The sequence below is a fragment of the Acinetobacter sp. 10FS3-1 genome, assembly GCF_013343215.1.
In the GTDB taxonomy this organism is placed as follows: Bacteria; Pseudomonadota; Gammaproteobacteria; order Pseudomonadales; family Moraxellaceae; genus Acinetobacter; species Acinetobacter lwoffii_C.
In genome coordinates this window covers 2,169,124-2,194,342 of the sequence record NZ_CP039143.1, presented here as the reverse complement: position 1 = coordinate 2,194,342, position 25,219 = coordinate 2,169,124, and the positions used below count along the sequence as shown (strand labels likewise).

25 protein-coding genes, 2 tRNA genes, 1 other RNA gene and 1 pseudogene are annotated in these 25,219 nt (G+C 43.3%); 14 read left to right on the top strand and 15 right to left on the bottom strand.

What is annotated here, in order from left to right; translation table 11 throughout:
* Positions 1–47 precede the first annotated feature (47 nt).
* From rluD to E5Y90_RS10305, 3 genes are read left to right on the top strand one after another with little or no spacing between them, the layout of a single operon-like run.
* Complete coding sequence (gene rluD / locus E5Y90_RS10315) at positions 48–1,100, top strand: 23S rRNA pseudouridine(1911/1915/1917) synthase RluD (protein ID WP_151204088.1); 1,053 nt, start codon at positions 48–50, stop codon at positions 1,098–1,100.
* A 38-nt stretch (positions 1,101–1,138) separates the two neighbouring features.
* Positions 1,139–1,879: a peptidoglycan editing factor PgeF gene (pgeF, locus tag E5Y90_RS10310; protein WP_174660157.1), complete on the top strand. Its 741-nt coding sequence runs from the start codon at positions 1,139–1,141 to the stop codon at positions 1,877–1,879.
* Between the two features lie 40 nt (positions 1,880–1,919).
* The gene (locus E5Y90_RS10305) at positions 1,920–2,480 is read left to right on the top strand and encodes a flavodoxin family protein (RefSeq protein ID WP_174660156.1); all 561 of its coding nucleotides are present in this window, start codon (positions 1,920–1,922) and stop codon (positions 2,478–2,480) included.
* A 54-nt stretch (positions 2,481–2,534) separates the two neighbouring features.
* Here the strand turns inward: E5Y90_RS10305 and smpB are convergent, their stop codons facing one another.
* Positions 2,535–3,011, bottom strand: a complete 477-nt coding sequence (smpB, locus tag E5Y90_RS10300) for an SsrA-binding protein SmpB (protein ID WP_151205644.1) — start codon at positions 3,009–3,011, stop codon at positions 2,535–2,537.
* 137 nt (positions 3,012–3,148) lie between these two features.
* Between smpB and coaD the strand changes: the two genes are divergently transcribed.
* The 4 genes from coaD to E5Y90_RS10280 all read left to right on the top strand — a co-directional run bounded on the left by coaD (position 3,149) and on the right by E5Y90_RS10280 (position 4,458).
* A complete protein-coding gene (gene coaD / locus E5Y90_RS10295; protein ID WP_151205645.1) occupies positions 3,149–3,640 on the top strand; it encodes a pantetheine-phosphate adenylyltransferase in 492 nt (163 codons plus the stop codon).
* 1 nt (position 3,641) lies between these two features.
* Positions 3,642–3,905: a YfhL family 4Fe-4S dicluster ferredoxin gene (locus tag E5Y90_RS10290; RefSeq protein WP_151205646.1), complete on the top strand. Its 264-nt coding sequence runs from the start codon at positions 3,642–3,644 to the stop codon at positions 3,903–3,905.
* Between the two features lie 26 nt (positions 3,906–3,931).
* Positions 3,932–4,309: RNase P RNA component class A (gene rnpB / locus E5Y90_RS10285), an RNA gene on the top strand.
* A gap of 72 nt (positions 4,310–4,381) precedes the next feature.
* Positions 4,382–4,458, top strand: a tRNA-Met gene (locus tag E5Y90_RS10280).
* A gap of 37 nt (positions 4,459–4,495) precedes the next feature.
* On the opposite strand, the gene E5Y90_RS10275 is transcribed toward E5Y90_RS10280, so the two are convergent.
* The 6 genes from E5Y90_RS10275 to carA all read right to left on the bottom strand — a co-directional run bounded on the left by E5Y90_RS10275 (position 4,496) and on the right by carA (position 12,615).
* On the bottom strand, positions 4,496–5,392 hold the full coding sequence (locus E5Y90_RS10275) for a hypothetical protein (RefSeq protein ID WP_174660155.1): 897 nt from the start codon (positions 5,390–5,392) through the stop codon (positions 4,496–4,498).
* A gap of 39 nt (positions 5,393–5,431) precedes the next feature.
* On the bottom strand, positions 5,432–6,058 hold the full coding sequence (locus tag E5Y90_RS10270; RefSeq protein WP_174660154.1) for a CatB-related O-acetyltransferase: 627 nt from the start codon (positions 6,056–6,058) through the stop codon (positions 5,432–5,434).
* Between the two features lie 31 nt (positions 6,059–6,089).
* Positions 6,090–7,526, bottom strand: a complete 1,437-nt coding sequence (locus E5Y90_RS10265; protein ID WP_174660153.1) for a cryptochrome/photolyase family protein — start codon at positions 7,524–7,526, stop codon at positions 6,090–6,092.
* Positions 7,527–7,660: 134 nt separating this feature from the next.
* Positions 7,661–8,137 (bottom strand): transcription elongation factor GreA, encoded by a 477-nt coding sequence (greA, locus tag E5Y90_RS10260; RefSeq protein WP_151203908.1) that lies wholly within the window; start codon positions 8,135–8,137, stop codon positions 7,661–7,663.
* Between the two features lie 87 nt (positions 8,138–8,224).
* Positions 8,225–11,458 carry a carbamoyl-phosphate synthase large subunit gene (gene carB, locus E5Y90_RS10255; protein ID WP_151205845.1) on the bottom strand — a complete coding sequence of 1,078 codons (3,234 nt, stop codon included), beginning with the start codon at positions 11,456–11,458 and terminating at the stop codon, positions 8,225–8,227.
* A 14-nt stretch (positions 11,459–11,472) separates the two neighbouring features.
* Positions 11,473–12,615: a glutamine-hydrolyzing carbamoyl-phosphate synthase small subunit gene (gene carA / locus E5Y90_RS10250; protein ID WP_151203910.1), complete on the bottom strand. Its 1,143-nt coding sequence runs from the start codon at positions 12,613–12,615 to the stop codon at positions 11,473–11,475.
* A gap of 309 nt (positions 12,616–12,924) precedes the next feature.
* Between carA and E5Y90_RS10245 the strand changes: the two genes are divergently transcribed.
* Complete coding sequence (locus E5Y90_RS10245; RefSeq protein WP_151203911.1) at positions 12,925–13,443, top strand: hypothetical protein; 519 nt, start codon at positions 12,925–12,927, stop codon at positions 13,441–13,443.
* Positions 13,444–13,766: 323 nt separating this feature from the next.
* Here E5Y90_RS10245 and E5Y90_RS10240 read toward each other — a convergent pair whose 3' ends face one another.
* Positions 13,767–14,306, bottom strand: coding sequence for a DOMON-like domain-containing protein (locus tag E5Y90_RS10240; RefSeq protein ID WP_151203912.1), 540 nt, complete (start codon positions 14,304–14,306; stop codon positions 13,767–13,769).
* 14 nt (positions 14,307–14,320) lie between these two features.
* A complete protein-coding gene (gene yhbY, locus E5Y90_RS10235; protein WP_151203913.1) occupies positions 14,321–14,644 on the bottom strand; it encodes a ribosome assembly RNA-binding protein YhbY in 324 nt (107 codons plus the stop codon).
* A 196-nt stretch (positions 14,645–14,840) separates the two neighbouring features.
* Here yhbY and rlmE point away from each other — a divergent pair, with 196 nt between their 5' ends.
* The 5 genes and pseudogenes from rlmE (at position 14,841) to E5Y90_RS10210 (ending at position 19,561) form a co-directional block, all read left to right on the top strand.
* Positions 14,841–15,491, top strand: a complete 651-nt coding sequence (gene rlmE, locus E5Y90_RS10230; protein ID WP_151203914.1) for a 23S rRNA (uridine(2552)-2'-O)-methyltransferase RlmE — start codon at positions 14,841–14,843, stop codon at positions 15,489–15,491.
* Between the two features lie 133 nt (positions 15,492–15,624).
* Positions 15,625–17,514 carry an ATP-dependent zinc metalloprotease FtsH gene (ftsH, locus tag E5Y90_RS10225; RefSeq protein WP_151203915.1) on the top strand — a complete coding sequence of 630 codons (1,890 nt, stop codon included), beginning with the start codon at positions 15,625–15,627 and terminating at the stop codon, positions 17,512–17,514.
* A gap of 101 nt (positions 17,515–17,615) precedes the next feature.
* Positions 17,616–18,207: pseudogene (locus E5Y90_RS10220) on the top strand (GNAT family N-acetyltransferase).
* An 85-nt stretch (positions 18,208–18,292) separates the two neighbouring features.
* The gene (folP, locus tag E5Y90_RS10215) at positions 18,293–19,147 is read left to right on the top strand and encodes a dihydropteroate synthase (RefSeq protein ID WP_151203916.1); all 855 of its coding nucleotides are present in this window, start codon (positions 18,293–18,295) and stop codon (positions 19,145–19,147) included.
* 99 nt (positions 19,148–19,246) lie between these two features.
* Positions 19,247–19,561: a DUF5713 family protein gene (locus tag E5Y90_RS10210; protein ID WP_151205849.1), complete on the top strand. Its 315-nt coding sequence runs from the start codon at positions 19,247–19,249 to the stop codon at positions 19,559–19,561.
* Positions 19,562–19,599: 38 nt separating this feature from the next.
* On the opposite strand, the gene E5Y90_RS10205 is transcribed toward E5Y90_RS10210, so the two are convergent.
* From E5Y90_RS10205 to E5Y90_RS10195, 3 genes are all read right to left on the bottom strand, one after another.
* A complete protein-coding gene (locus tag E5Y90_RS10205; protein ID WP_174660152.1) occupies positions 19,600–20,286 on the bottom strand; it encodes a hypothetical protein in 687 nt (228 codons plus the stop codon).
* Positions 20,287–20,376: 90 nt separating this feature from the next.
* Positions 20,377–20,462, bottom strand: a tRNA-Leu gene (locus tag E5Y90_RS10200).
* A 179-nt stretch (positions 20,463–20,641) separates the two neighbouring features.
* Positions 20,642–21,373, bottom strand: a complete 732-nt coding sequence (locus E5Y90_RS10195) for a hypothetical protein (protein WP_151203919.1) — start codon at positions 21,371–21,373, stop codon at positions 20,642–20,644.
* 170 nt (positions 21,374–21,543) lie between these two features.
* Here E5Y90_RS10195 and E5Y90_RS10190 point away from each other — a divergent pair, with 170 nt between their 5' ends.
* A complete protein-coding gene (locus tag E5Y90_RS10190) occupies positions 21,544–22,050 on the top strand; it encodes a hypothetical protein (RefSeq protein ID WP_151203920.1) in 507 nt (168 codons plus the stop codon).
* 210 nt (positions 22,051–22,260) lie between these two features.
* Here the strand turns inward: E5Y90_RS10190 and E5Y90_RS10185 are convergent, their stop codons facing one another.
* The 3 genes from E5Y90_RS10185 to E5Y90_RS10175 all read right to left on the bottom strand — a co-directional run bounded on the left by E5Y90_RS10185 (position 22,261) and on the right by E5Y90_RS10175 (position 25,022).
* Complete coding sequence (locus E5Y90_RS10185) at positions 22,261–22,539, bottom strand: hypothetical protein (protein WP_151203921.1); 279 nt, start codon at positions 22,537–22,539, stop codon at positions 22,261–22,263.
* A 44-nt stretch (positions 22,540–22,583) separates the two neighbouring features.
* Positions 22,584–23,906 carry a hemolysin family protein gene (locus E5Y90_RS10180; protein WP_151203922.1) on the bottom strand — a complete coding sequence of 441 codons (1,323 nt, stop codon included), beginning with the start codon at positions 23,904–23,906 and terminating at the stop codon, positions 22,584–22,586.
* 126 nt (positions 23,907–24,032) lie between these two features.
* Positions 24,033–25,022: a LysR family transcriptional regulator gene (locus E5Y90_RS10175; RefSeq protein WP_151203923.1), complete on the bottom strand. Its 990-nt coding sequence runs from the start codon at positions 25,020–25,022 to the stop codon at positions 24,033–24,035.
* Between the last annotated feature and the right edge of the window lie 197 nt (positions 25,023–25,219).

The following is a 25,219-nucleotide window of genomic DNA, read 5'->3' as shown; positions in this document are numbered from 1 at the left end:
AATGAGCTACAATTGCACTATTAAACCACTTTTGTCTGAATGAGCAAATGAGTCAAGCACAATCTTCCAATTCTAATATCCCTGAGACTGATTTCAATTTACTTGAAGATTCTGAGGATGCAGATAACCATACTTCAGAACCAACTGCAACACGTTTATCGTTGCAATTTCAATTGGATGAAACTTATATCGGCCTGCGTATCGACCAGATTGCTGCAATGGTCTGGAGTGACTTTTCTCGGGAAAAACTCAAGCAGTGGATTAAAGAGGGCAATTTATTGGTGAATGGTCAACCAGTTAAGCCCAAATTTAAAAGTGACGGTTTTGAAACATTAACACTCAATGTTGAGCTTGAATCACAGACCCGTAGCCTGCCGGAAGATATTCCGTTAAACATTGTATATGAAGATGATGACATTATTGTCATTAACAAGCCGGTGGGTATGGTGGTGCATCCGGGTGCAGGCAATACTTCAGGAACTCTGGTCAATGCCTTATTGCATCATTATCCGAAATCGTCTGAGCTGGCGCGCGCAGGTTTGGTACACCGAATCGACAAAGACACCAGTGGTTTATTGGTGGTGGCAAAAAACCTTGAGGCTCAGTTTGCTTTAAGTAAACAGCTGGAAAAGAAATCGGTGTATCGTCTGTATGATCTGGTGGTTTACGGCAATATTATTGCTGGTGGCACCATTGATGAACCGATTAAACGCCACCCGGTGGATCGTGTCAAAATGGCGGTATTGCCCGGCGGTAAAGATGCCATCACACACTACAACGTGAAAGAGCGTTTCCAGCATTTCACCCGTGTTCAGGCGCGTCTGGAAACTGGCCGTACTCATCAGATTCGTGTGCATTTTAGCTATTTAGGCTATGGCCTGCTTGGCGATCAGGTATATATGCCGCGTGTACGTTTGCCGGCAGGTGCATCGCAGCTCCTTGAAGATACTCTACGCGGTTTTAAGCGTCAGGCCTTGCATGCCGCTAAGCTCGGACTGGTTCATCCGCGTACCCATGAGGAAATGATGTTTGAAGCGCCGTGGCCAGAAGATTTCGCCCATCTGGTTGAAGTACTGCGTAGCGAAAACAAAGCGTATTAATTTTTCTATCTAGGCCGTCATCAGTATAAGGAATCGAGATGCAATTTGTCGCAGGACTTCCTCAAGGGGTATATGTGGGTCAGACCCGTGTCCATCATGATCAGGTTCAGCCATCTCTGCAGCCGGAACTGGCAGGTTTTAACCTGGCATTGCATGTAAATGATGAGGCTGCACGTGTCTACAAGCACCGCATTCAGCTGCTACAGGATTTTCAGCCTTTCGGTGTGGATAAAATCACCTGGATGAGCCAGACGCATAGCACGATTTGCCATACTATTAATGAGCAGCTCCCGTTTGAAGCACTGGTGGGAGATGGTCTGGTGACGCAGCGTAAAGCGCATGCCCTCATAATGATGACGGCAGACTGTTTGCCGGTGGTGCTGGTGAATGGGGAAGGAACTGAGGTTGCCAACCTGCATGCTGGCTGGCGGGGTCTGGCAGGTGGAATTATTGAAAATACCATTGCCAGTATGCAGTCCCGGCCGGTCTGGGCCTGGTTGGGGGCGGCCATCAGCCAGCCTTGCTTTGAAGTGGGTACAGAAGTGAAAGAGGCATTCTGTTCAAAATATCCTGAGCTGGACAGCGCATTTCAGGCGGGACAGCAGACCGAAAAATACTATGCCGACCTGTATGCAATTGCGCGTTACATCTTGCAGCAACACGGGATAATAACCGTTTTGGGCGGCGATCAGTGTTCTTATACTCAGGCCGATGAATACTTTTCCTATCGCCGTGAAGCCAAAACCGGGCGCATGGCAACATTCGTGTTTATGGCCTGAAACTGTTAAACTTGACTGAAATTACTGGTTTTTGATTGTTATGTCCCTATCTTCCAAATCTGTTGCGATTGTTTATCACAGTCCTTATGGACACACGGCTAAAGTGGCAAACTTTATTGCTGAAGGTGTGCAAAAGGCAAGTGTTCAGGTACATATGATGAATGTTGAGCAGATTGATTGGGAGTTACTGGATGCCAGTGATGCGATTGTTTTTGGCTGCCCCACCTATATGGGCAGTTTGACGGCGGCCATGAAACTGTTTATGGAGCAGTCGTCCAAACGCTGGGTAGCACGTAACTGGCAGGGGAAACTGGCTGCTGCATTTACCAATGGTGGTGGTTTAAGTGGTGACAAGCTTGCTGTTTTACAACAGATTAACCTGTTTGCGATGCAGCATGGCATGTTGTGGTCGGGTTTGCCTTTGATGCCGACCGGCCGTTCTGCAACAGACCTGAACCGCATGTCGAGCTTTTTAGGACTGATGACCCAGTCGGATAATGCACCAGTTGAAGTGACACCGCCAGAAGGGGATTTGCAGACTGCACTCTGGTTTGGGGAGTATATTGCCCTTACGCTAGCCAGATTACATAGCAAAGTTTAAAAGCATAAAAAAACCTCCGTACTAGGGAGGTTTTTTATTGACCGGGTTCAGCTCTTATTTATGAAATAAACGTGCTTTATCACGTTGCCAATCACGGTCTTTTTCAGTCGCACGCTTATCATGCAGCTGCTTACCTTTTACCAGGGCAATTTCCAGTTTGGCATTTGGCCCTTTCCAGTAGCAGGCCAATGGTACGCAAGCATAACCTTTCTGGTTAATCGCCCCCATCAGTTTTTCAATTTCACGGCGGTTCAATAACAGCTTGCGGGTACGTGTGGCTTCCGGCACGACATGCGTAGATGCACTGAGCAGAGGTTGAATTTGCGCCCCGAACAGGAAAGCCTCACCATTTTTAAAGGTGATATAGCTCTCTACAATGGTCATACGGCCCGCACGTAAAGATTTGACTTCCCAGCCTTGTAAGGAAAGTCCAGCTTCAAATTTTTCTTCAATAAAATAATCATGACGGGCACGTTTGTTGAGTGCAATCGTTCCGCCGTTATTTTTTTTAACTACAGTTACTTTCGCCATAATCCGACACTTCCAAAGTTAAAGCTATTGTACCGTAACTTTTATTGAGTTGAAGAGTTTAAATTAGTGGAGTTTCTTCAACAAAAATCAAGATTTTGCTAAAATAGCGGCCTACATAACAAACAGAGTACAAATGGATGTCTAAAACTCGTGTGATATATCCGGGAACTTTTGATCCAGTTACCAATGGTCATATTGATTTGGTAACACGTGCATCAAGAATGTTTGATGAAGTTGTGGTGGCTATTGCCATTGGTCATCATAAAAATCCGGTATTTAGTCTGGAAGAGCGAGTTGAGCTAGCCAAACAGTCCTTAAGCCATTTGGACAATGTTGAATTTGTAGGATTTGACGGTTTGCTGGTGAATTTCTTCCGTGAACAGAAGGCAACAGCGGTATTACGCGGTTTACGTGCAGTGTCTGATTTTGAGTATGAATTTCAGCTAGCGAATATGAACCGTCAACTGGATGCTCATTTTGAAGCGGTATTTTTAACGCCTTCAGAGCAATATTCATTTATTTCATCCACATTGGTGCGTGAAATTGCTCGTTTAAGAGGGGATGTAACCAAATTTGTTCCACCAAATGTGGTTGCTGCCTTCGAGCGTAAACTTCAACAAGGTTGGTAGAGTGTCTTTATATATCACCGATGAATGTATCAATTGTGATGTCTGTGAACCTGTATGCCCGAATGAGGCAATTTATATGGGGGAACTCATTTATGAGATCAATCCTGATCTGTGTACCGAGTGCGTCGGACATCATGACAAACCGCAGTGCCAGTTATTCTGTCCCGTAGATTGTATTCCGCTTGATCCGAACCATGTAGAGACGCAGGAACAGCTACAGGCCAAGTATGAAAAACTGACTGCTCAAAAAACATCAAGCAATTAGTTGTCAGATTTGATACTATGCGGCTCGAAGTGAGCCAGACGATCGCTGCTGTGGAAATCTCCGTGATTGAAGCAGGGGAGGAAAGTCCGGGCTTCATAGGGCAAGGTGCCAGGTAACGCCTGGGCGGCGCGAGCCGACGGAAAGTGCAGCAGAGAGTAGACCGCCTTCATTGTGGTTCTGAGCAATCGGAACCGGAGGTAAGGGTGAAAGGGTGCGGTAAGAGCGCACCGCATGACTGGTAACAGTTCATGGCATGGTAAACCCCACCGGAAGCAAGACCAAATAGGGATCCGTTAGGCATGGCCCATGCTGGATCCGGGTAGGTCGCTTGAGCGTATGAGTGATTGTACGCCTAGAGGAATGATCGTTCTCGACAGAACCCGGCTTATCGGCTCACTTCAACAAATTTTGATCAAACAGTGCATTATGGGGTTGACGCTCTTTAAAGAAAATCTCATAATGCGCGCACAGTTTAAGGCTATGTAGCTCAGTTGGTTAGAGCACCGCACTCATAATGCGGGGGTCACAGGTTCAAGTCCCGTCATAGCCACCATATTCTGAAAAAACCCACTCCGATTGAGTGGGTTTTTTTATGTCTTAATTTTATTTTTGTTATTGTTAATATCTGAAATTGCAGATTTTAATACTTGTAAGCAGATTTTTGCTGTTTGTTCTCTAGGAGTGAATTTTTCAGTCATTTGCTGAAATGGGTGTATATAGTTTCTAAAATCTCTTAGCTCCTTACTAAATCTATAAGTATCTTTTTCAATAATTCCAATATCGTGAGCAACTTCAATAAAATTATTTAAAGTCCATTGATCAAATTTTTTTACACTGCCATCTTTTTTAGGGCTAATCGGTGATGTATTAAAAATTTGGGGATTCTGAGAGGCAAGATTCAAAAATAAACCTTCTAAAGTGCTGCCTGCCAATAAAACCACAGATAAAAATGCTTCCCCTTTAAATGCTTTCTCAATTTCTGACATTCGACTTTCAATAACTGGAACGAGTGTGGGTGTCAAGTTTATCGTTGCGAGATCTATCTTAAATTCATATTTGATAAAATCACGACCTAAATCCTGTGTACTTTCTTGAATTTGATCATCAATATTTATAGAATTAATTTGCTTAACAATAATTTCAGTGTTTGCACGAATTACTCGGTATTTATCGAATTGAAGATATTTATTAAAGTCAGCTATCAACTCATCGAGTCTTTTTAAGTTCTCCATATAGTTGATAGGAGTGAATAAATTTTGAATGCAGGTAATGATTTTAGGAGTATTGTTAATTTGAGATAAGCGTTGATCTGTATATAACCATCTTGAAGGGAAACCTTGTCCATACTTTCTTAAATAGTCATTCCCATAGACATCTTCATAATCAAAAGTAGCGAAGAAATCTATAATTTTAGGTCCTGATCTATATTCAGTTATTTCATTGATCAGATCACGAAGCTTTTCAAGTGTCTTAGGTGAAAGAAGCATATTTGTCGGATTTTATTTAATGTAAGATAAATATAAGTCTTAGTTTAAATTTTGTACATAATTGAAAAGGTTATTCACATCATCCGTCTGCAATTGTTCACGCATTTTTAAAAACTGCTTTTCATCTAAGTCATAAAGCTTAAGAGAAAGCAGTTTTTCTATATCTTCTTGTGGAAAACGATATTTAATAATTTTGGCAGGTACACCACCGACGATCGCATAAGGTGGCACGTCTTGGGTGACGACCGCACCTGTGGCAACGATAGCACCTTCACCGAGTGTCACGCCTTGCATAATCATGGCACGTGAACCAACCCAGCAGCCATTACCAATGATAGTGTCACCTGCCGGTACAAAACTGCGAGTATCGAAAGGAAATGCTGATATCCAGTCAGTACGGTGCAACTGGTTGCCACCCATCATGATCACGCATTCGGCGCCAAAACAGACGAAATTACCAATATAAAGCTGATCAATCGGCTTCTCAGGTGTCGAGGGCTTGTCATGCAAATAGCGAACCACGCAACGTTCAAAGCCCTGATCCCAATAGGCTGAGTAATAACTATAATTCCCCTTAATGTGAATATTCGGATTCTTCACCGTTTTGGAAATAAACTCGAATTCGCACCAATGCTTTACCGGGGAATTAACTAAACATTCAGACATGAAATTTACAGACTTAATAATTTCAAACCCATTATAACTGAGTTTGGTTTAAATGCTGAAAAGCTTCTATTGCACGTACTCGACTACTTTTTAAATCAACAATAGGGCGTGGATAATCCAGATCTGGATTTGGACTTTTTGCATAAGGTTCATGAATTTGTTTGGCATCTAGATGCGCGATCTCAGGTACCCATTTACGAATATAATCACCGTTAGAGTCAAATTTTTGAGATTGGCTGACAGGATTAAAAATACGGAAATAGGGTACAGCATCAGTTCCTGTAGATGCACACCATTGCCATCCACCATTATTTGCAGCCAAATCACCATCTATTAAATGTTGCATAAACCATGCTTCACCATGACGCCAATCAATTAATAGATTCTTCGATAAAAACATCGCACAGATCATGCGAACGCGATTATGCATCCAACCTGTAGCGAGTAGTTGCCGCATGCCGGCATCCACAATAGGGATGCCTGTCTGTCCTTGCTGCCAAGCATGTAAATCTTCAGGTGCATGTCTCCATTGAATACGCTGAGTATCTTGTTTAAAGGGCAAAGACATTGATACACGGGGAAATTCGAACAAGATATGTTGATAAAATTCACGCCATAGGAGTTCATCTAACCATATTTGCTGACCTTGATTGTCAAAATGAAGATAACCTGTATGACCAAATAATGCTGCTAAACATTGGCGAATAGACAGGATTCCAGTGTTCAAATAAGCAGCAAGTTGGCTTGTACTATTGAGTGCAGGAAAATCTCGTTCTAAGTGGTAATGGCTGACTCGATGCTTAATAAAATCATCTAATATACTCCAGGCATGATGTTCTCCAACTTGCCAAAGTGTTTGTTGTTCTTGTGAGATGTGCTGATCTGGATAAATCGCTTCAAAACTGGGCAAGAGGCGTGAAAAATCCTCATGAGGTGCTATTGGGGGCTGTGCCTCAATAGTTGGGTAACAAGTGGGAATACTGATACTTAACTGTTCGTAGCACTGTTTTTTTAATGCACCAAAAACCTGGTAGGGCTGTCCGCTTTTATTGCGTATATTTCCGACCATAAAAAGCGTTCGATCATGATACAATTCAAAACCTATCCCATTCAATTCAAGGAGTTTCTGTGCTTGAGTATCTCTTTTTAATTCATTGATACCTAATTCAATATTGGCATGTACATTTTGAATGTGATGTGTTTTACAAAGCTTTAGAAGTTGTTGTGGTAGATCTTTCCAGAGCGGGGTGATGAGGTGAATAAGAGGAATATTTAACTGAGCAAGTTCGTTTTTGAGTTGCTGGAGTTGTCTAAGATAAAAATCAATTTTAATTGGAGCATCTTGATGTTGTTGCCACTGAGTGGGTGATAAAACCACCAGTGCAATGCATTCACCCGCTTGGCGAGCATGCCAAAGTGCCGTGTGATCATGAATTCTTAAATCTTGTCTAAACCAAATAAGTTGCATGCTAAGTCTGGAATCAGTTGTATTGAATATTGAAAAAGCATAAACATTTTTAATTGATTTCTATAGTGTTTAATGGTGAATTTAGAATAAAAAGCCCCTCAATCGAGGGGCTTTTTATTCAATCGTCTTAAATCTTAAAGATATTCGACTTTTACTATTTCGTATTCCACTTCGCCTTGTGGGGTTACGATTTTTACATCATCGCCTTCATTTTTACCTAAAAGGCCACGTGCAATCGGCGAGTTGACAGAGATTTTATTAATCTTAAAGTCTGCCTCGTCATCCCCTACGATTTTATAGGTTTTTTGTTCTTCAGTGTCCAGGTTTTCAATCGTTACCGTGACACCAAAAACTACACGCCCATTTTGCTCAAGCTCCTTGACATCAATCACCAGGCAAGCACCAAGTTTACCTTCGATATCCTGAATGCGGCCTTCACAGAAACCTTGCTGCTCACGTGCAGCATGATATTCCGCATTTTCTTTTAAGTCGCCATGTTCACGTGCTTCCGCAATCGCTGCAGTAATACGTGGACGGTCTACAGTTTTCAGTTGATGTAATTCTTTCTCTAAGGCTTCTTTGCCTTCGGGAGTCATAGGATAACGTTGCATAGTTGTCCCTCATTAATTAAAAAAAATAAAGTCTAGAAATGAAAAAAGCCCGCCACCAAGAAGGTGACGGGACTTCTCAGTAACGAATTAACCTACTGTTTGTAAGTCTTGCAAACGATATACATCCATTGGCAATTTAATAGCGAGAGCTTGGCATACAGCGTCAGCACCGTTCAGGGTCGTGGTGTGATACACCTTGCCTTGCAGTGCAGAACGGCGGATTGAGAATGAATCCTGCTGAGCTTGCTTCCCTTCAGTGGTATTGATAATGAGGTGAATTTCGCCATTTTTCAAGCGGTCCACAATATTTGGACGGCCTTCGGTTACTTTATTCACACGCTCACATTCAATACCGGCCGCTTTAATGACGTCATAAGTACCGCCAGTTGCGATAATTTTGAAGCCAAAATCAGCAAGTTGCTTCGCAATACCTGCTGCACGCGGTTTATCGGAATCACGTACAGAGATGAAAGCATGTTTGATTTCACCTTCGGTTGGCAGGCCTGGTAAACGGTCATTTGAGCCTAATACAGCTTTATAGAACGCTTCTCCAAATGTTTTGCCTACACCCATCACTTCACCTGTCGATTTCATCTCAGGGCCAAGGATCGGGTCAACACCCGGGAACTTGTTGAATGGGAATACCGCTTCTTTCACAGCAAAGTGAGTCGGGATAATTTCTTTAGTAAATCCTTGAGATTCTAAAGATTGACCCGCCATACAACGTGCAGCAACTTTCGCTAAAGAATCGCCGATACACTTAGAAACAAACGGCACAGTACGTGATGCACGTGGGTTCACTTCCAGAATGTAAACATCTTCACCTTTTACAGCAAACTGAACGTTCATCAGACCGATTACGCCAAGTTCTTTGGCCATAGCCACAGTTTGACGGCGCATTTCATCCTGTACGTCTTTGGATAAAGAATATGGAGGAATCGAACATGCAGAGTCACCCGAGTGAATACCAGCCTGCTCAATGTGCTGCATGATCCCACCAATCACCACGTCTTTACCATCAGATACGCAGTCTACGTCAACTTCAATCGCATCGTCGAGGAAGCGGTCAAGCAGGACAGGGGCATCGTTAGAGGCTTGAACTGCATCACGAAGGTAGCGTTTCAGCTCTTCTTCGTTATATACGATTTCCATCGCACGGCCACCCAGTACATAAGATGGACGTACAACCAGCGGGTAGCCTACTTTCGCTGCTTCCGCGATACCTTCTTCAGCAGATTTAACAATGCTGTTATTTGGCTGACGAAGTTGCAGACGTTGAATCATTTGCTGGAAACGTTCACGGTCTTCTGCACGGTCAATCGCATCTGGAGAGGTACCGATAATTGGTGCACCTGCTTCTTCTAAAGCACGAGCCAATTTCAATGGAGTTTGACCGCCATACTGTACGATAATGCCTTTAGGCTTTTCAGTACGTACGATTTCAAGTACATCTTCCAATGTAATCGGTTCAAAGTACAAACGGTCTGAAGTGTCGTAATCGGTAGATACTGTTTCAGGGTTACAGTTCACCATAATGGTTTCATAGCCGTCTTCACGCATGGCAAGCGCAGCGTGTACACAGCAATAATCGAACTCGATCCCTTGACCAATACGGTTCGGACCGCCACCAATCACCATGATCTTGTCTTTGCTTGATGGATTTGATTCACACTCTTCATCGTAAGTTGAATACATGTACGCTGTATCAGATTCAAACTCTGCTGCACAAGTATCGACACGTTTGTAAACTGGCGTTACACCCAGGTTCCAGCGGTGCTTACGGAATTGTTTTTGTGAAATACCCATCAGGTTCGCGATGCGCAGGTCAGATAAACCTTTGCGTTTGAACGAACGGATGTTGTCTGCATTTAAATCGCCAAAACCTAAAGTTTTGATTTCATTTTCAGTCTTAACGATGTCTTCAATCTGGATCAGGAACCAGCGGTCAATCTTGGTGGCTTCAAAGATATCATCTAAGCTAAAGCCATGACGGAACGCATCAGCCACATACCAGATACGCTCTGGACCCGGCACTTTAAGTTCCTGCAGAATCTTCTCGCGTGCGCCTTCAGTGCCCAGGGCAATTTGTTCGTCAAAACCACATGAACCTACTTCAAGACCGCGAAGCGCTTTGTTCACAGATTCCTGGAAGTTACGGCCGATTGCCATCACTTCACCCACCGACTTCATCTGGGTGGTCAGCGTTGCGTCAGCTTGTGGGAATTTCTCGAAGTTAAAACGTGGAACTTTGGTAACCACGTAGTCAATTGAAGGCTCGAATGACGCAGGAGTTGTACCGCCGGTGATGTCATTTTTCAGTTCATCCAGGGTATAACCCACAGCCAGTTTCGCTGCAATTTTCGCAATCGGGAAACCAGTGGCTTTAGAGGCAAGGGCAGATGAGCGTGATACGCGCGGGTTCATCTCGATGATCACCATACGGCCATCTTCGGGGTTGATCCCGAACTGAACGTTAGAACCACCTGTTTCTACACCGATTTCGCGAAGAACCGCTAAAGATGCATTACGCATCAATTGGTATTCTTTGTCAGTCAATGTTTGCGCAGGTGCAACAGTGATGGAGTCACCAGTGTGTACACCCATTGGGTCAAAGTTTTCAATCGAACATACGATGATACAGTTGTCGTTTTTGTCACGAACAACTTCCATTTCGTATTCTTTCCAGCCAATTAAAGATTCATCAATCAATAACTGTTTGGTTGGAGAAAGATCGAAACCACGTTCACAGATTTCAAGGAATTCTTCACGATTATACGCAATACCACCGCCTGAACCACCCATGGTGAAAGATGGACGGATAATGACAGGGAAACCGAAACGTGCTTGAATTTCCAGCGCTTCTTCCATTGATTCAGCAATGGCCGCTTTTGGACACTCAAGACCGATTTTGCGCATTGCCTGGTCGAAGAGTTTGCGGTCTTCGGCTTTTTCAATGGCTTCTTTGCTCGCCCCGATCAGTTCAACATTGTATTTTTCTAAAATACCGTTGGCATCCAGTGCAAGTGCGCAGTTCAATGCAGTTTGACCGCCCATGGTAGGCAGGACTGCATCTGGACGTTCTTTTTCAATGATGGCTGCAACCGTTTGCCAAGTAATTGGCTCGATATAGGTTGCATCCGCCATTGCTGGGTCAGTCATAATAGTCGCAGGGTTCGAGTTAACCAAAATAACACGGTAACCTTCTTCACGCAGCGCTTTACATGCTTGAGCACCTGAATAGTCAAACTCACAGGCTTGACCGATAACAATAGGACCAGCACCAATAATTAAGATGCTTTTAATATCCGTACGCTTTGGCATTATTTGCTCCTTAATTACTTCTTAGATGCTTCGATAAGTTCGATGAAATGGTCGAACAATGGCGCGCTGTCATGCGGACCAGAGCTTGCTTCAGGGTGCCCCTGGAAGCTGAACGCAGGTTTGTCTGTACGATGAATCCCTTGCAGGGTTTGATCGAACAAAGATTTGTGCGTTGCTTTAAGGTTGGCCGGCAAGCTTTCGCCATCTACCGCGAAGCCGTGGTTCTGTGAAGTAATCATCACTGTACCATCTTCAAGATTTTGTACAGGATGGTTGGCACCGTGGTGACCGTGAGGCATTTTCACCGTTTTAGCACCTGAGGCAAGCGCAAGAATCTGGTGGCCTAAGCAAATTCCAAATACCGGAATGTTGCGCGCATCTTCTACAATTGTTTTTACAGCTTCAATTGCATAGTCACATGCTGCCGGATCGCCAGGGCCGTTTGACAGGAATACGCCATCTGGATTCAGAGCAAGGACTTTTTCTGCAGGAGTTTGTGCAGGAACTACAGTCAATTTACAACCGTGATCTGCAAGCATACGTAGGATGTTGGTTTTGACACCGTAATCGTATGCAACAACATGGAATTTAAGTTCTGGTTGAGAGAAGCCTTTACCCAGCTCCCAAGAGCCTTCAGTCCACTCAAACCCTTCAGGGTCACAGCATTCTTTTGCAAGGTCTAAACCAGTTAAACCACCAAAAGCACGTGCTTTTTCTAATGCTTCTTCTTCAGTGATATTTTCGCCAGCAAGGATACAGCCACTTTGTGTGCCTTTAGAGCGCAGAATACGTGTCAATTTACGTGTATCGATGTCTGCGATAGCTACAATGTTATGTTGTTTTAGATAATCACCAAGTGATTGCTCTGCACGGAAGTTACTATGCAATAAAGGCAAGTCACGAATGATCAATCCGTTGGCCCATACTTTATGAATTCGACCTGACTCAGTGTCTTCATCATTACAGCCTGTATTACCAATATGTGGGTAAGTTAGGGTGACAAGCTGCTGTGCATAACTCGGGTCAGTCAAAATTTCTTGATAGCCAGTCATGGCAGTGTTGAAAACGACTTCGCCAGTCGTACTACCCGATGCACCGATTGAGGTACCTTTAAAGATAGTACCGTCGGCTAGGGCTAAAATTGCTGGGGTGCTCAAACCAAAGCTCCTGAAATTTAGGCTGTAAAAAAGCGAGAAGACGAAAAAAAAGGAAGGCTGCTTTAAAACCCACCCTCCCTATGTCTGCTCGCTTGAACTTAACACGGCATTATACGCAGAAACAGTTTCCAAGTCCAATAGCTTTGGTACGAAAGTGTAAGATAAATCCCTTGCTTTTTATTATGAAGTCTGTTTTTTGACAGTGTTAGAAAAATGTAAGCGAGTTGGCATTGTCTGACAAATCAGATTCTAAGTTTGATCAAATCCACATAATATTGCCGGGTCATAATAAAAACAGGAACAAGATTCATGACTACAGCATCCAAAACCACCAATTCCAAGAAGCCGTTAAACAAAGTCGTTGCTGCAACTGCAGAGCAACTGGAAAAGGCCACAGTGGAAGCCAAGGAACAGGCGCTTGAAAGTATCGGGCAAAGTAAAGAAAAGCTGGAAGTTGAAGCGAAGCAGTTAAGCGATACGGTTCAGGAACAGTTACGTCAATTTAGTCAGGATGTGCTTCAGCGTGTTGATAGCATAAAGGAGCAATGGTTTGGCTCACAAAAAGAACTGAAGAACTTTATCAAGATCGAATTTACTGCGGTACTTGAAGACTTATCCAGTCTGGGTAAAGAGTTTAAACAGGATGTCACGCAGATTTCCAGCAAACATAAAGAGCTTTTAACGGGCACCTTGAAACGTTCTAAAGACAGTACAATTGAAGTCCTGAAGAAAGTAAAACTGGTGGTTAAAGAAAATAAGATTGCAGAACCAGCACAACCGGAATTGAAAATTGAAGAGTCTGATAAAAAGTCGGGGCTGGGAAGTTAAGCGATAAAGCAAGCATCATCTAATAAGATTAAGGGAGAGTATTTCAGTGTTCTCCTTTACATTTCGGTCAAGGCTTTATGAAAACATAACTAATCATATTGCTTTATTATCCTTTTAATTTTTTTGTTTTTTTCTAAAAGGATTCGAAATAACAAAACCTCTTTTTTCTACAAAACAGTAAATTTCAGATATTTCAGAAACGCTTCAATAACTTAATTTTAAAGAATTATCATTTAAATAAGTTTTTATAGGGCTAATCATCAAAAAAATGTGAGACTGAAGGCCTCACATTGATCTGACTTTTTGAACTGACGCCGTTGGCATTAAAATACATGCAACCAGTCACGTTTATTATGGAAATCCGCTTGCGGACTACTGTGCTGCATGGCATAGAACTGTGTGCCTTGAGTGGTGCTAAGCACAGCAGACAGGCCAATAAAGAGGTCAGACCACTTTAATTCATGGCTGGACATAAAGTCGGTCAGATCCAGACTGACATTCAGGCCATAATGAGTACGCTTGAGCTGATTTAACTCAATATCATTTGCTGCTTGAGGAGGCATGTCCTCTGGATAGCGATATTCTTCAAATTGATAGGCCTGCCAGGCTTGAGAAGGAGAGAGGTTAATTTCACGATAGAAATCCTCATCCCGAACCCCGATAAAAATTTCAAAGCAGGTCTGCTCCCATAAGAAATCCTGACGTGGATGGGCTGCCACTAAATCTGGCCACAATACATACTGGTTTGGATCACTCAACCAGAAACCCACATTCAAGCTACATGGGTTTTGCGGTTCAATAGCTCCCACCAGAGAGATAGCCTGAAAACGGCGATCAAAAGCGCTTAGTTCATAACTCGCCATAATAGATGTTGTGCTTAGTTAGACAGATGAGCAAAACGGACAAGATTCGACAGTTTCTGGTTTTGTTTTGGCGATTTTCTGTAAATTAGGGCAATTTTACCAATGGTTTGTACCAATTCAGCACTCGTAACATCGACCAACTCGACAATCATTGCAGCACGCGCTTCACGGTCTTCTGCAACCACTTTAACCTTAATCAGTTCATGATCATTAAGGGCGCGGTTCAGCTCTTCAACCACAGATTCAGACAAGCCCTTGTCGCCCAGCATAACGACCGGGTTTAATGCATGTCCGATTTGACGCAAACGCTTACGTTCCTGAATAGATAAAGATGCCATGAGAGATAACCTGAATTTTAAAACGACTGAGTATAACAAAAGCAAAGAATAAACGCTGTAAATTCTAAGGAAATTATCAAGGACAAGAGGCTGGTATTTCGGCAGCTAAACTGAGATTTAGATACACATGTATACTGCAAAAACTGTGTTTTTCACGTACAATCCCAAATTGGAAGTTTTTTTTATTTAGAGAGTTATGGCAACACGCATTACCAATCAGAAGTTATCCAAAAGTAGTCGTGCGTGGATGAGAGAGCATCTAGATGACTTTTATGTGAAGAAAGCACAAAAAGAAGGTTATCGTGCTCGTGCTGCATACAAGCTGCTTGAGATTCAGGAAAAATACAACATCATCAAACCTGGCATGACAGTAGTGGATTTGGGGGCTGCACCCGGAAGCTGGTCGCAAATCGCCGGTAAACTGGTGGGTGATAAAGGTCTGGTGATTGCATCGGATATTCTGGAAATGGACGCGCTTCCCGATGTGACCTTCTTGCAAGGCGATTTCCGTGAGCAAGAAGTATTCGATAAATTGTTAAATATTTTAAACGGACGCACAGTAGACGTTGTAATTTCGGATATGGCCCCCAATACATCAGGTAATAAGGCTGTAGATCAACCGCGTCAAATCTATTTATGTGAACTTGCTTTGGATTTTGCCAATAGAGTCTTGGGACCGAAAGGGCAGTTTATCGTCAAGGTATTCCAGGGTTCCGGCTTTGATGAATTCCGTAAAGAAGTCGTGAACAGTTTTGATGTATTGAAGACGGTTAAACCTGCTGCATCACGTGCCCGTTCTAAAGAAGTCTTTCTGGTGGGACAGGGTCGCAAGAAAGCTTTAAAATAAAGTTTACTTGCCAAGGCGTTAAAAATTGTGCATTTTGTACATTTTTACATTATTGCAAAACGATTTGCAGCATATTGATTAAGGTCACCCCTTGAGGGCAAGATCAAATTAGATTGGAATGGGAAATAAAGCTTTGAGCGATCTTTTTAAGAATGCCGTATTGTGGCTCGTGATACTGGGTGTGCTGGTGCTCATCTTCAGCAACGTCAGTGACCGCAATCAACCGACTACAATGAACTATTCAGAGTTCGTTGCCGCGGTCAATGCTGGCCAAATTAAACAAGTTACAATTGACGGCGAAAGGATTCGTGGCGAAAAATCAAACGGTTCAGAGTTTGAAAGTATTCGTCCGGCAGTTCAGGATCCTGAACTGATGCCAAGCCTGATTAAGAATAATGTGGTGGTTGAAGGTGAAGCACCTCAGCGCCAAGGTCTGCTCATGCAATTGCTAATTGCAAGTTTCCCTGTGCTTTTGATCATTCTGTTATTCATGTTCTTTATGCGCAACATGGGTGGTGGCGCAGGTGGCAAGAATGGCCCGATGAGCTTTGGTAAATCTAAAGCGAAAATGCTTTCTGAAGACCAGATCAAAGTGACCTTTTCTGATGTGGCTGGTTGTGATGAAGCCAAGCAAGAAGTAGTTGAAATTGTTGATTTTCTTAAAGATCCTGCAAAGTTCAAACGTCTTGGTGCGACCATTCCCAAAGGCGTATTGATGGTCGGTCCTCCGGGTACAGGTAAAACCCTGCTGGCCAAAGCAATTGCTGGTGAAGCCAAAGTTCCATTCTTTAGTATTTCAGGTTCTGACTTCGTTGAAATGTTTGTCGGTGTGGGTGCATCTCGTGTGCGTGACATGTTCGAACAGGCAAAACGTCATGCGCCATGTATTATTTTCATTGATGAGATTGATGCAGTCGGTCGTCACCGTGGTTCAGGTACGGGTGGCGGTCACGATGAACGTGAACAGACCCTGAACCAGATGCTGGTTGAGATGGATGGTTTCGAAGGTAATGAAGGCATTATCGTGATTGCTGCAACGAACCGTGCAGACGTGCTGGATAAAGCTTTACTGCGTCCGGGCCGTTTTGACCGTCAAGTGATGGTTGGCCTGCCAGACATTAAAGGTCGTGAACAAATTTTAAATGTTCACCTGAAAAAACTGCCTTCTACCACAGGGGTCGATGTCAAAGTGCTGGCGCGTGGTACACCGGGCTTCTCTGGTGCACAGCTGGCCAACCTGGTAAACGAAGCAGCATTATTTGCCGCACGCCGTAACAAAAACACGGTCGACATGCATGACTTTGAAGATGCCAAAGACAAGTTGTATATGGGGCCTGAGCGTAAATCGATGGTACTTCGTGAGGAAGAGCGTCGTGCAACGGCTTATCATGAAGCTGGTCATGCGATTGTGGCTGAAATGCTTCCAGGTACAGACCCGGTGCATAAGGTAACGATCATGCCGCGTGGCTGGGCGTTAGGTGTGACCTGGCAGTTGCCTGAACACGACCAGACCAGTCATTATAAAGACAAGATGCTGAATGAGCTTTCAATCCTGTTTGGTGGCCGTATTGCAGAAGAAGTCTTTATTAACCAGATGTCAACAGGTGCATCGAATGACTTTGAACGTGCAACTAAAATGGCACGTGCAATGGTGACCAAATACGGGATGTCTGACAAATTGGGCGTCATGGTCTATGAAGATGATTCACAGCAATCTTTCATGGGCAGTATTGGTAGTCGTACGATTTCTGAAGCTACCCAGCAACAGGTGGATACTGAAGTTCGCCGCATCATTGATGAGCAATACAAGGTTGCACGAGATATCCTTGAAAATAACAAAGATATCGCACATGCAATGGTGAAAGCCCTGCTGGAATGGGAAACGATTGATCGTGAACAGATTCGAGACATCATGGAAGGTCGTGAGCCTCAACCACCGAAGGTGTATGTTGCAGAAAACCCTGTAATTGATGTAACACCGAACGATGGTCCGATGACTCCTCCGCCATTACCAGCGAACTAAGTGAAAAATTAAAACCACCTTCGGGTGGTTTTTTTATAACTATAAAAATTGCTGCAAAGTAGGTTAAATTGCGGAGCTTATAAAAATAAAAGAGCTATAAAATCAACACGAATTTATTAGTCTCCAGTGGATACGGAGTACGATTAGAGCCTTTATCGAGCGCATATGGAGAATCTGAAACTTGCCTGTGCTGATGATAAATTGAGAGAGGTTTTTTATGCCTCTGCACCTTATCCAGAAACAGTTGAAGTCTATATTGAGAAAGCTTTAGTGCAGCAGGCGAGGGATGAAGGTCTAGCTTTTGCAGTGATTGATGAGCAGAGCAATCGAGCCATTGGTTCAATCAGTGATCATGATATTAAGCCAGAAATTCCTAGACTTGAGATTGGCTATACTTGGTATGCACAAAGATTTCAGGATACTCATGTCAATCCAGCCTGCAAATACTTATTGCTGAAACATGCCTTTGAAATCTTACAGGCTCAAGTGGTTGCGTTTAGAACTGATCATCTGAACTTGTGGAGTCAGGCAGCAATTCAGGTTTTAGGTGCTAGACAAGAGGGTGCCCTACGCTGTCATACCCTAAGAAAAGATGGCAAGACCATTCGTGATACGGTGATGTTTAGTACTCTTCAGAACGAATGGTTCGAGGTAAAAGCCAAACTAGAGCAGTTTTCAGAACATCATGCCTGATTCTTTTACAGGCCAGGCAGAACACAGCTTGCGTTGTCTGATAGAACATGGACAATAAGTCGCAAATTTATCATGGAGATTACACATGCAGCTGAAGCCGCTACGTCCACAAATCTGGAATTTTGGTCGTTTAACCCTGGATTTGTCTCAGCCGCAGGTAATGGGGATTTTAAATGTGACTCCAGATTCCTTTAGCGATGGCGGACGACACAACTCTAAAGATGCTGCACTCGTGCGGGCACTGGCTATGCTAGCAGAAGGTGCAACAGTTATTGATATTGGTGGGGAATCTACCCGTCCCGGTGCATCTGTAGTCACAGTAGAAGAAGAAATCCGTCGAGTGGTGCCGGTGGTTGAGGCACTGGCCAAACATGATGTGATTATCTCCATTGATACTTCAGAGCCAGAAGTGATTAAGGCTGCGGTCAAAGCAGGCGCACATATCTGGAATGATGTACGTGCGCTGACTCGTCCGCTGGCATTAGCAACTGCGGCAGAGTTGAATATCCCCGTGATTGTCATGCACATGCGTGGTGAGCCGACCACCATGAACAATCTAGATCAATATCAGGATGTCACTAAGGACGTCATGCGTGAACTGGGCCAGCGGGTTCAGGATGCTCTGGACGCGGGAGTTAGGCCTGAACATATCATGATTGATCCAGGCTTTGGCTTTGCTAAAAATGCCCAGCAAAATCTGAAATTACTTCAAGAGTTTTATAAACTGACTGAGATGGGCTATCCGATTTTATCGGCATTATCACGTAAACGTTTTATTGGAGCGGTATTGGACGCTACAGACCCAGAGCAGCGCGCAGTAGGCTCGGCAACCGCACATTTACTCAGTATCCAGCAAGGGGCCTGCATGGTGCGTGTCCATGATGTAAAAGCCACCGTAGACGCAATCAAGATCTGGCAGGCGATGCAGCAGGCAATTTAATAACTGGAAGACAGGTGGCCACAGCGGGCTGTTTGGCTTTTGATCAGCAATGTGTTATACAGCACGCTTATTTGACTATCATCTTTTAGAGTACCTGTAATGTTTGCAGATTTACTTCTCCCTATGTTCGATGATGAATATTATCCCGATATTCTGGTTGCTGAGGTTAAGCAGCACATTGAGCGTTTCGCTGAAAAAGTGTCAAAGTCCGGTTTGACTGAGCAAGAGGTATATCCACTTGCACATCTTGCGGTTGCTGAAATTAATGCCATGAAGCCGCAGTTTGAAGATCTGGATTCTTCTCTGGATGGTACGGCTGCAGATTATATTGCAGAAGCCATGATGATGGTGGTACAGGAGCTTGGTCTGTTTGATCTCGAGGTGGAAGAGCTGGTCGCTAACCGTGAATGGTAACACCCAATCATTTCAAGCCCTGTAAATACAGGGCTTTTTTATGTGTTCTTAAAATAGTCTTTAAAGCTGGTGAAGCGGATACGCTGAAGAAGTTGCTGTTCTTCCTGCATGCAGCGTATATGAAGGCTTTTATAATAGGCGGGCAGATCAGGTTGATCGGGGACATATTGTGGAGACTGAGAACGCGATTGCTGATAGGCCCAGAAGGCGAGCTGGCGAAGTTTTTGCAGTCGAACCTGATCCAGAACGCTTGTATTAGGCTTAAAAAACGGCTCTAAAATAGTAGCTCCACCTAATAAAACCGAAACCAGCAGCATACTCAGAATAACCAGCCAGTCTGAATGAATCAGATAAAGGTTAACTAGAAGACCCAAGAAGATTGGAATGTGCAGATACAGACAGTGCTGTAGATGTGCGGCATAGACTTTGGAACTGAACTTGGCCTGATACTGGATATAGGCCATATAAGGGTAAAATAGCGTAATGAGCAGCATCAAACTCATGTTAAAGGCTGCTTGGGCTTCATGAAAGAAATAATATTCCAAAGCAATTGAACCCAGACTGCAAAGCAGACAAATCAGCAGCGATAGCAGATTAAGGGCAATCACAAACTGGATTTTTTGTAGCGTACTAAACTTGAAGCGGCTGTAATGCAGTTTCAGAAAAAAAGCATCGGGATGCTGTAATTGTAATCTGGCGAAATTGAATGATTTTAATTCTGACATGAAGATTTCGGGTGGCAAAGAAAATTCAGGCACAAAAAAACCAGCTTAATGCTGGATTTTTTTATTGCACCATTTTAACCAGAATTAAAATGGTGCCCGAGGCCAGACTCGAACTGGCACGCTTTGTGGGCGGGGGATTTTAAATCCCCTGTGTCTACCGATTTCACCACTCGGGCATGTGCGCAATCATAGAGGACGAAATAAAGCTTGGCAAGCAAATTTCTCTACGAATGCTTTATTTTCAATCAGTTTTGCGACTTAAGATGTGAATCATCTCTCATGAACCCGAATAAATTCCATCACTGAAGCTTGGCCTTGTAAAAAGCTGATTTAAAACAACTGGAGAGGATCAGGCTTAGTGCCGCTCATTCAGATAGGTCTCTATATCGAGATATTTAAGCGTTTTGCAGTACTCATATTCAGACTTGAGCAAACGGGTATAAAGCTCGGCATAGCACTCGAGCTGCTGTTTGCGTTGCTTATATTGTGGGTGATCTTTAGCAGAAAAAATTAATTGCAGGCGCAGGGCAACGGTTTGACGATAAGCCCAGAAACACGCGCGGCGGAGTTGTTGCAATTGATAATATTCATGGTTTTGGGTACTGCTACGAAACAGGTTTTCTTTATAAATACGCACAAATCCAACGCTTAGACCAAAAAAGAACAAGCCCCACATGACCCATTCATTTTCCAGAACTAGTAGATTTAAACCTTCTAAAATAATGACCACTGTCAACTTGAGTGGAGCATAGCGCAAGACATGATAAAGAGAATAAGAAGAATGTTTGACCTGCTTGAGGATGAAAGGCACCACCAGCATCAGAAAGAGCAGGATTATCAAGATAGCTGTGCTTTGCGTCTGAAAGGCAGACAGTTTTGGAAATGAGAGCTGCAAAAAATCCCGTAACAACAGGCAGACCGGTATAAAAATCATGCCGGCCAGAATCCAGGAAATTATTGCCTTGCGATCTTCTAGCAATATACCGTGTGTCTTGAGTTGGCTATAGAACAGATAATTTCTTTTAAAGGCAGCGGGATAAAGTAATTGCAGTTGCTGTAACAGAAGACTGACCTGTTCGGTGCGCATTATGAAACCAGAATTGCGGAAGAGACTGGCCCTACTATAGAGGATCTGTCCAAGAATGATAGGCTCAACAAAATTTTTAGACTTATCGGCACTGACAGCACAAGATTTTAGTTTTTTAGTTAGGATTTATGCGAAAATAGTCAATTAAAGATTATTTTTAAGGACAGTGTATGACTGATCAATCTCCTGAGGCTTTAAGCGACATCGAAATTCTAGACATTCTTCAAAGTATGAAGAATGATGAACTCGATACTGAAGCATTAGAAGTCATTCGTCAGGGTGGTAAAGCGGGTCGTCAGGAAGCGCACAAACAGGCATTGGTCGCCCTGCATCAGTCATTTGAAGCGAAATTCGTGGAAGCCGTTGCACTGGCCTTGCACTTAAATGAAGCTCAGATTAAAAAGATTCGCTATAAGAAAGACCGTATCCGCATTTTAAAAGCACGCGGGATTGATTATCTGGCAATTGATGGCGCAGAAACTGCTTTTGTACTGGCCCAGATTGCACAGGCGATTGCCCGTGAAGATGCTATTGTCACACATGACCTGCATAATATTTTTCCGTTCTGGAAAGAAGGCTGGCCAATGGTACAGTACGATAATGCCTATAAGATTTTGCAAGACGATATTCAGATTCACTATCAGGCCGTGTTAGATGTTTTACTGACTAAAGTTTAAAGCCTGATAGATTTGGGGGTGTTAACACTTCATCTATGCTTTGTTCTTGCGCATGGAGCTAAAACTTCTCAGATTTCGTTATAAAACTTGGCAATAGTCTCGCTGTTTTCCTCGTTTCATGCATCATCTGCTCAGTTTTAGCTCTTATAGCGCAATCCATTTATGCAATGGCAATAGACCCTGATTAAAGCACCAAGAGCGGTGCTTTTTTTAATCATGAAAAAACAAAGACAAGAGCCAGCGGATTGGGAAAGTAAATACTCGCCACCAGCTATAAAGCGGCCAATAAAGATAGTTGCCAAAGTTGAGGGTGGCATCAAAACCATACCGTCTTTTCTCAAAAGGATAGGGAGTCATAAGTACGGTCATGCACAGCATGCCAATGGCAGCCAACAGCAATAAAGGATTCTGCTGTTTGGCAAAAAAGAAATATAAAAGATAAAGGGCGGAATAAAAAGCCAGACAGGCCAGAAGGGCAATAAAATTCATTTTATACGCTGATTATTTTTGTATTTGAAGTGACAGGAATCAGATTACTCTGATTCCTGTGGGGATTCATCTTTAATTTCTAACATACGGGTCACCAAAAGCTGGTCAATTTTAAAATGGTCAACATCTACCACTTCAAACTTATAACCAGCATGCAGGACGACATCGGCAGGACGAGGAATCTTACGCAACTTAAACATCATAAAACCGGCCAGAGTCTCATAGTTGTCCTGATCCGGCATTTCATTGATTTCTAACGCATGTTTCATGTCTTCAATAGGCGTACTGCCATCAATCAGCCAGGAATTACTATCGCGCTTGATAATCTGCTGGTCGCCTTCCAGAGGAGTGACCCAGTCTCCCATCACGGTAATCATGACATCGGACAGGGTAATCACGCCGACCACCAAGGCATATTCATTGATAACCACAGCAAATTTTTCTTTGGTAGAACGAAAACGGTCCAGCAGTTCAGACAGGGTCAATGTATCTGGAATAGTCAATACATTACGAATCGTGGATTCATTCAGCTGGTTGATTTTTTGGTTATTTAAAATCCGCACCAAAATATCTTTGGCATCTACATAACCAATTACTTCATCGATATGTTCATTACAGACCAGAAACTTGGAATAAGGATATTCAGCCAGCTTTTGGCGGATACTGTCCTCAGTTTCGTTTAAGGTGAAATACACCACATTTTCACGCGTGGTCATACTTGAAGGCACATTACGCTCTTCAAGCTCAAACACATTTTCAATGAAATGATGTTCCTGCTTTTGTAAGACGCCAGCTTGTGCACCTGCATCCATTACCGCTGAAATATCATCAAAGGTAATATTGTCATCACGCACAGTATTGACCTTAAACAGGCGAAACAGCATGTTAGCAATGACATTGATAAACCAGGCAAGCGGTTTACAGACCAAGATAAAGACCTGAATCGGGTTAATGACCGAAACGGCAATTTTTTCAGGCGCAATCATCGCCAGACGTTTGGGCATCAGGTCGGCAAATAAAATAAAAAGCGAGGTGACGATAGTAAATGACAGCGAGAAAGCAATGGTTTCTGCCCAGGGACCTTGATAAAAACGTGCAATAAACTCAATGATATAAGGGCGGAAAGCACCTTCCCCCAAAATACCGCCGAGAATAGCAACCGCATTTAAACCGATTTGAGAAGCGGCAAAAAAGTCAGCAGAATTTCCTTGTAAATCTAAAACTTTTTGAGCGCGATTATCTCCTGCTTCGGCCAAAATTTTCAGTTTGACTTTGCGGGCACCGGCGAGCGCGATTTCTGTTAAAGATAAAAAACCAGCCCCCGCGATCAGTATCAGGATAACCACGATGTTTTGAAAGAGGCTCACAAATTCACCTGTGGATTAGTATTATATTGGAATATTTTTAACACAAAAAAGACTTGAGAGGTAAACAGCAGCTCTCAAGTCCTTACAGTATAAGCTTAAAAAAGAAGAATTTAGACGCTATTCAATTTAATAGTGTGAAAATTGCGAATTATTCAGCATAAACTCGCGGTTTTCTTCTTCAATCATTTGACGTGCCACATACAGAATGAGCTGACGTAACCAGCGATGGGCCGGATGATGATGCAATAGAGGGCACCATGCCATTTTCAACTCAAACTCTGGAATATAAAAGGGCGGATCTTTAATCTGCAAGTTTTGATTTTTGGCTTGCAAGCGTGCAATCCGGCTAGGCAAGGTGGCGATCAAATCGACATTCGAGGCCAAAAGTGCTGGCATCTGATAATGTCGGGTAAACACGGAAATCTTACGTTTCTGGCCAATCCGTTCCAGCGCCTGATCAATCCAGCCCAAGCCGGCCTGTTTCTCTGGGTTAACCCCAAAGCCAACCCCCATCCCTGTTTTAGACACCCAGATATGTTGGGCATCCAGATAGCTTTTTAGATTTAAATTGCTGGCGGCCGGGTGTTTATTGTTCAGCAGACAGGAAAAACTGTCACGCCAAACCAGCACTTGGTGAAAACTTTGCGGGATTTCATTGAAACGGTTAATGGCCAGATCGACCTTACCCTGTTCCATGTCGCGGTAGGACACATCACTTGGGGTTAAAAAGTCGAGAACCACATTGGGTGCTTCTGAACGCAAGGCTTTGACTAAACGTGGAACCAGTGTAGCTTCTGCGTAGTCTGAGGTCATAATCCGGAATACGCGATTTGATGTATAAGGACGGAACTCGGTACGTGGCTCCAGAATCATCGATAAATCCGCCAGCGCATCGCGAATTCTTGGCTGTAATTCCAGCGCCCGTTCGGTCGGGGTCATGCCTTCAGACGAGCGAATCAGCAGGGGATCATTAAATAAATTGCGTAAACGACGTAAAATATTACTCATTGCTGGCTGGGTGACCCCCAGTTGTTCAGCAGCCCGAGTCACATTTTTTTCACGTAAAAGTACATCAAGATAAATTAATAAATTAAGATCGACCCGCTCCAGATTCATAAAATAAATACCGAAAATAAAATCATGAAATTATGTTGATTATGCCATAACAACCGGGGTTTGTGTGTGGAATTGAAGAAAAAAAGCCCAGCTGATTTTGATAAATCAAGCTGAATTTGCTGAAATTTTATCCATGCTTTTTCGGCACATTTTTTAATTTTATAGTGCTCAACGTGGCAAGAAACTGAATGGAGAAT

Coding starts and splice junctions, on each gene's coding strand:
- rluD (WP_151204088.1), top strand. CDS start 48: ATGAGTCAAGCACAATCTTCCAATTCTAATATCCCTGAGACTGATTTC.
- pgeF (WP_174660157.1), top strand. CDS start 1,139: ATGCAATTTGTCGCAGGACTTCCTCAAGGGGTATATGTGGGTCAGACC.
- E5Y90_RS10305 (WP_174660156.1), top strand. CDS start 1,920: ATGTCCCTATCTTCCAAATCTGTTGCGATTGTTTATCACAGTCCTTAT.
- smpB (WP_151205644.1), bottom strand. CDS start 3,011: ATGGCGAAAGTAACTGTAGTTAAAAAAAATAACGGCGGAACGATTGCA.
- coaD (WP_151205645.1), top strand. CDS start 3,149: ATGTCTAAAACTCGTGTGATATATCCGGGAACTTTTGATCCAGTTACC.
- E5Y90_RS10275 (WP_174660155.1), bottom strand. CDS start 5,392: ATGCTTCTTTCACCTAAGACACTTGAAAAGCTTCGTGATCTGATCAAT.
- E5Y90_RS10270 (WP_174660154.1), bottom strand. CDS start 6,058: ATGTCTGAATGTTTAGTTAATTCCCCGGTAAAGCATTGGTGCGAATTC.
- E5Y90_RS10265 (WP_174660153.1), bottom strand. CDS start 7,526: ATGCAACTTATTTGGTTTAGACAAGATTTAAGAATTCATGATCACACG.
- greA (WP_151203908.1), bottom strand. CDS start 8,137: ATGCAACGTTATCCTATGACTCCCGAAGGCAAAGAAGCCTTAGAGAAA.
- carB (WP_151205845.1), bottom strand. CDS start 11,458: ATGCCAAAGCGTACGGATATTAAAAGCATCTTAATTATTGGTGCTGGT.
- E5Y90_RS10245 (WP_151203911.1), top strand. CDS start 12,925: ATGACTACAGCATCCAAAACCACCAATTCCAAGAAGCCGTTAAACAAA.
- E5Y90_RS10240 (WP_151203912.1), bottom strand. CDS start 14,306: ATGGCGAGTTATGAACTAAGCGCTTTTGATCGCCGTTTTCAGGCTATC.
- yhbY (WP_151203913.1), bottom strand. CDS start 14,644: ATGGCATCTTTATCTATTCAGGAACGTAAGCGTTTGCGTCAAATCGGA.
- rlmE (WP_151203914.1), top strand. CDS start 14,841: ATGGCAACACGCATTACCAATCAGAAGTTATCCAAAAGTAGTCGTGCG.
- folP (WP_151203916.1), top strand. CDS start 18,293: ATGCAGCTGAAGCCGCTACGTCCACAAATCTGGAATTTTGGTCGTTTA.
- E5Y90_RS10210 (WP_151205849.1), top strand. CDS start 19,247: ATGTTTGCAGATTTACTTCTCCCTATGTTCGATGATGAATATTATCCC.
- E5Y90_RS10205 (WP_174660152.1), bottom strand. CDS start 20,286: ATGTCAGAATTAAAATCATTCAATTTCGCCAGATTACAATTACAGCAT.
- E5Y90_RS10195 (WP_151203919.1), bottom strand. CDS start 21,373: ATGCGCACCGAACAGGTCAGTCTTCTGTTACAGCAACTGCAATTACTT.
- E5Y90_RS10190 (WP_151203920.1), top strand. CDS start 21,544: ATGACTGATCAATCTCCTGAGGCTTTAAGCGACATCGAAATTCTAGAC.
- E5Y90_RS10185 (WP_151203921.1), bottom strand. CDS start 22,539: ATGAATTTTATTGCCCTTCTGGCCTGTCTGGCTTTTTATTCCGCCCTT.
- E5Y90_RS10175 (WP_151203923.1), bottom strand. CDS start 25,022: ATGAATCTGGAGCGGGTCGATCTTAATTTATTAATTTATCTTGATGTA.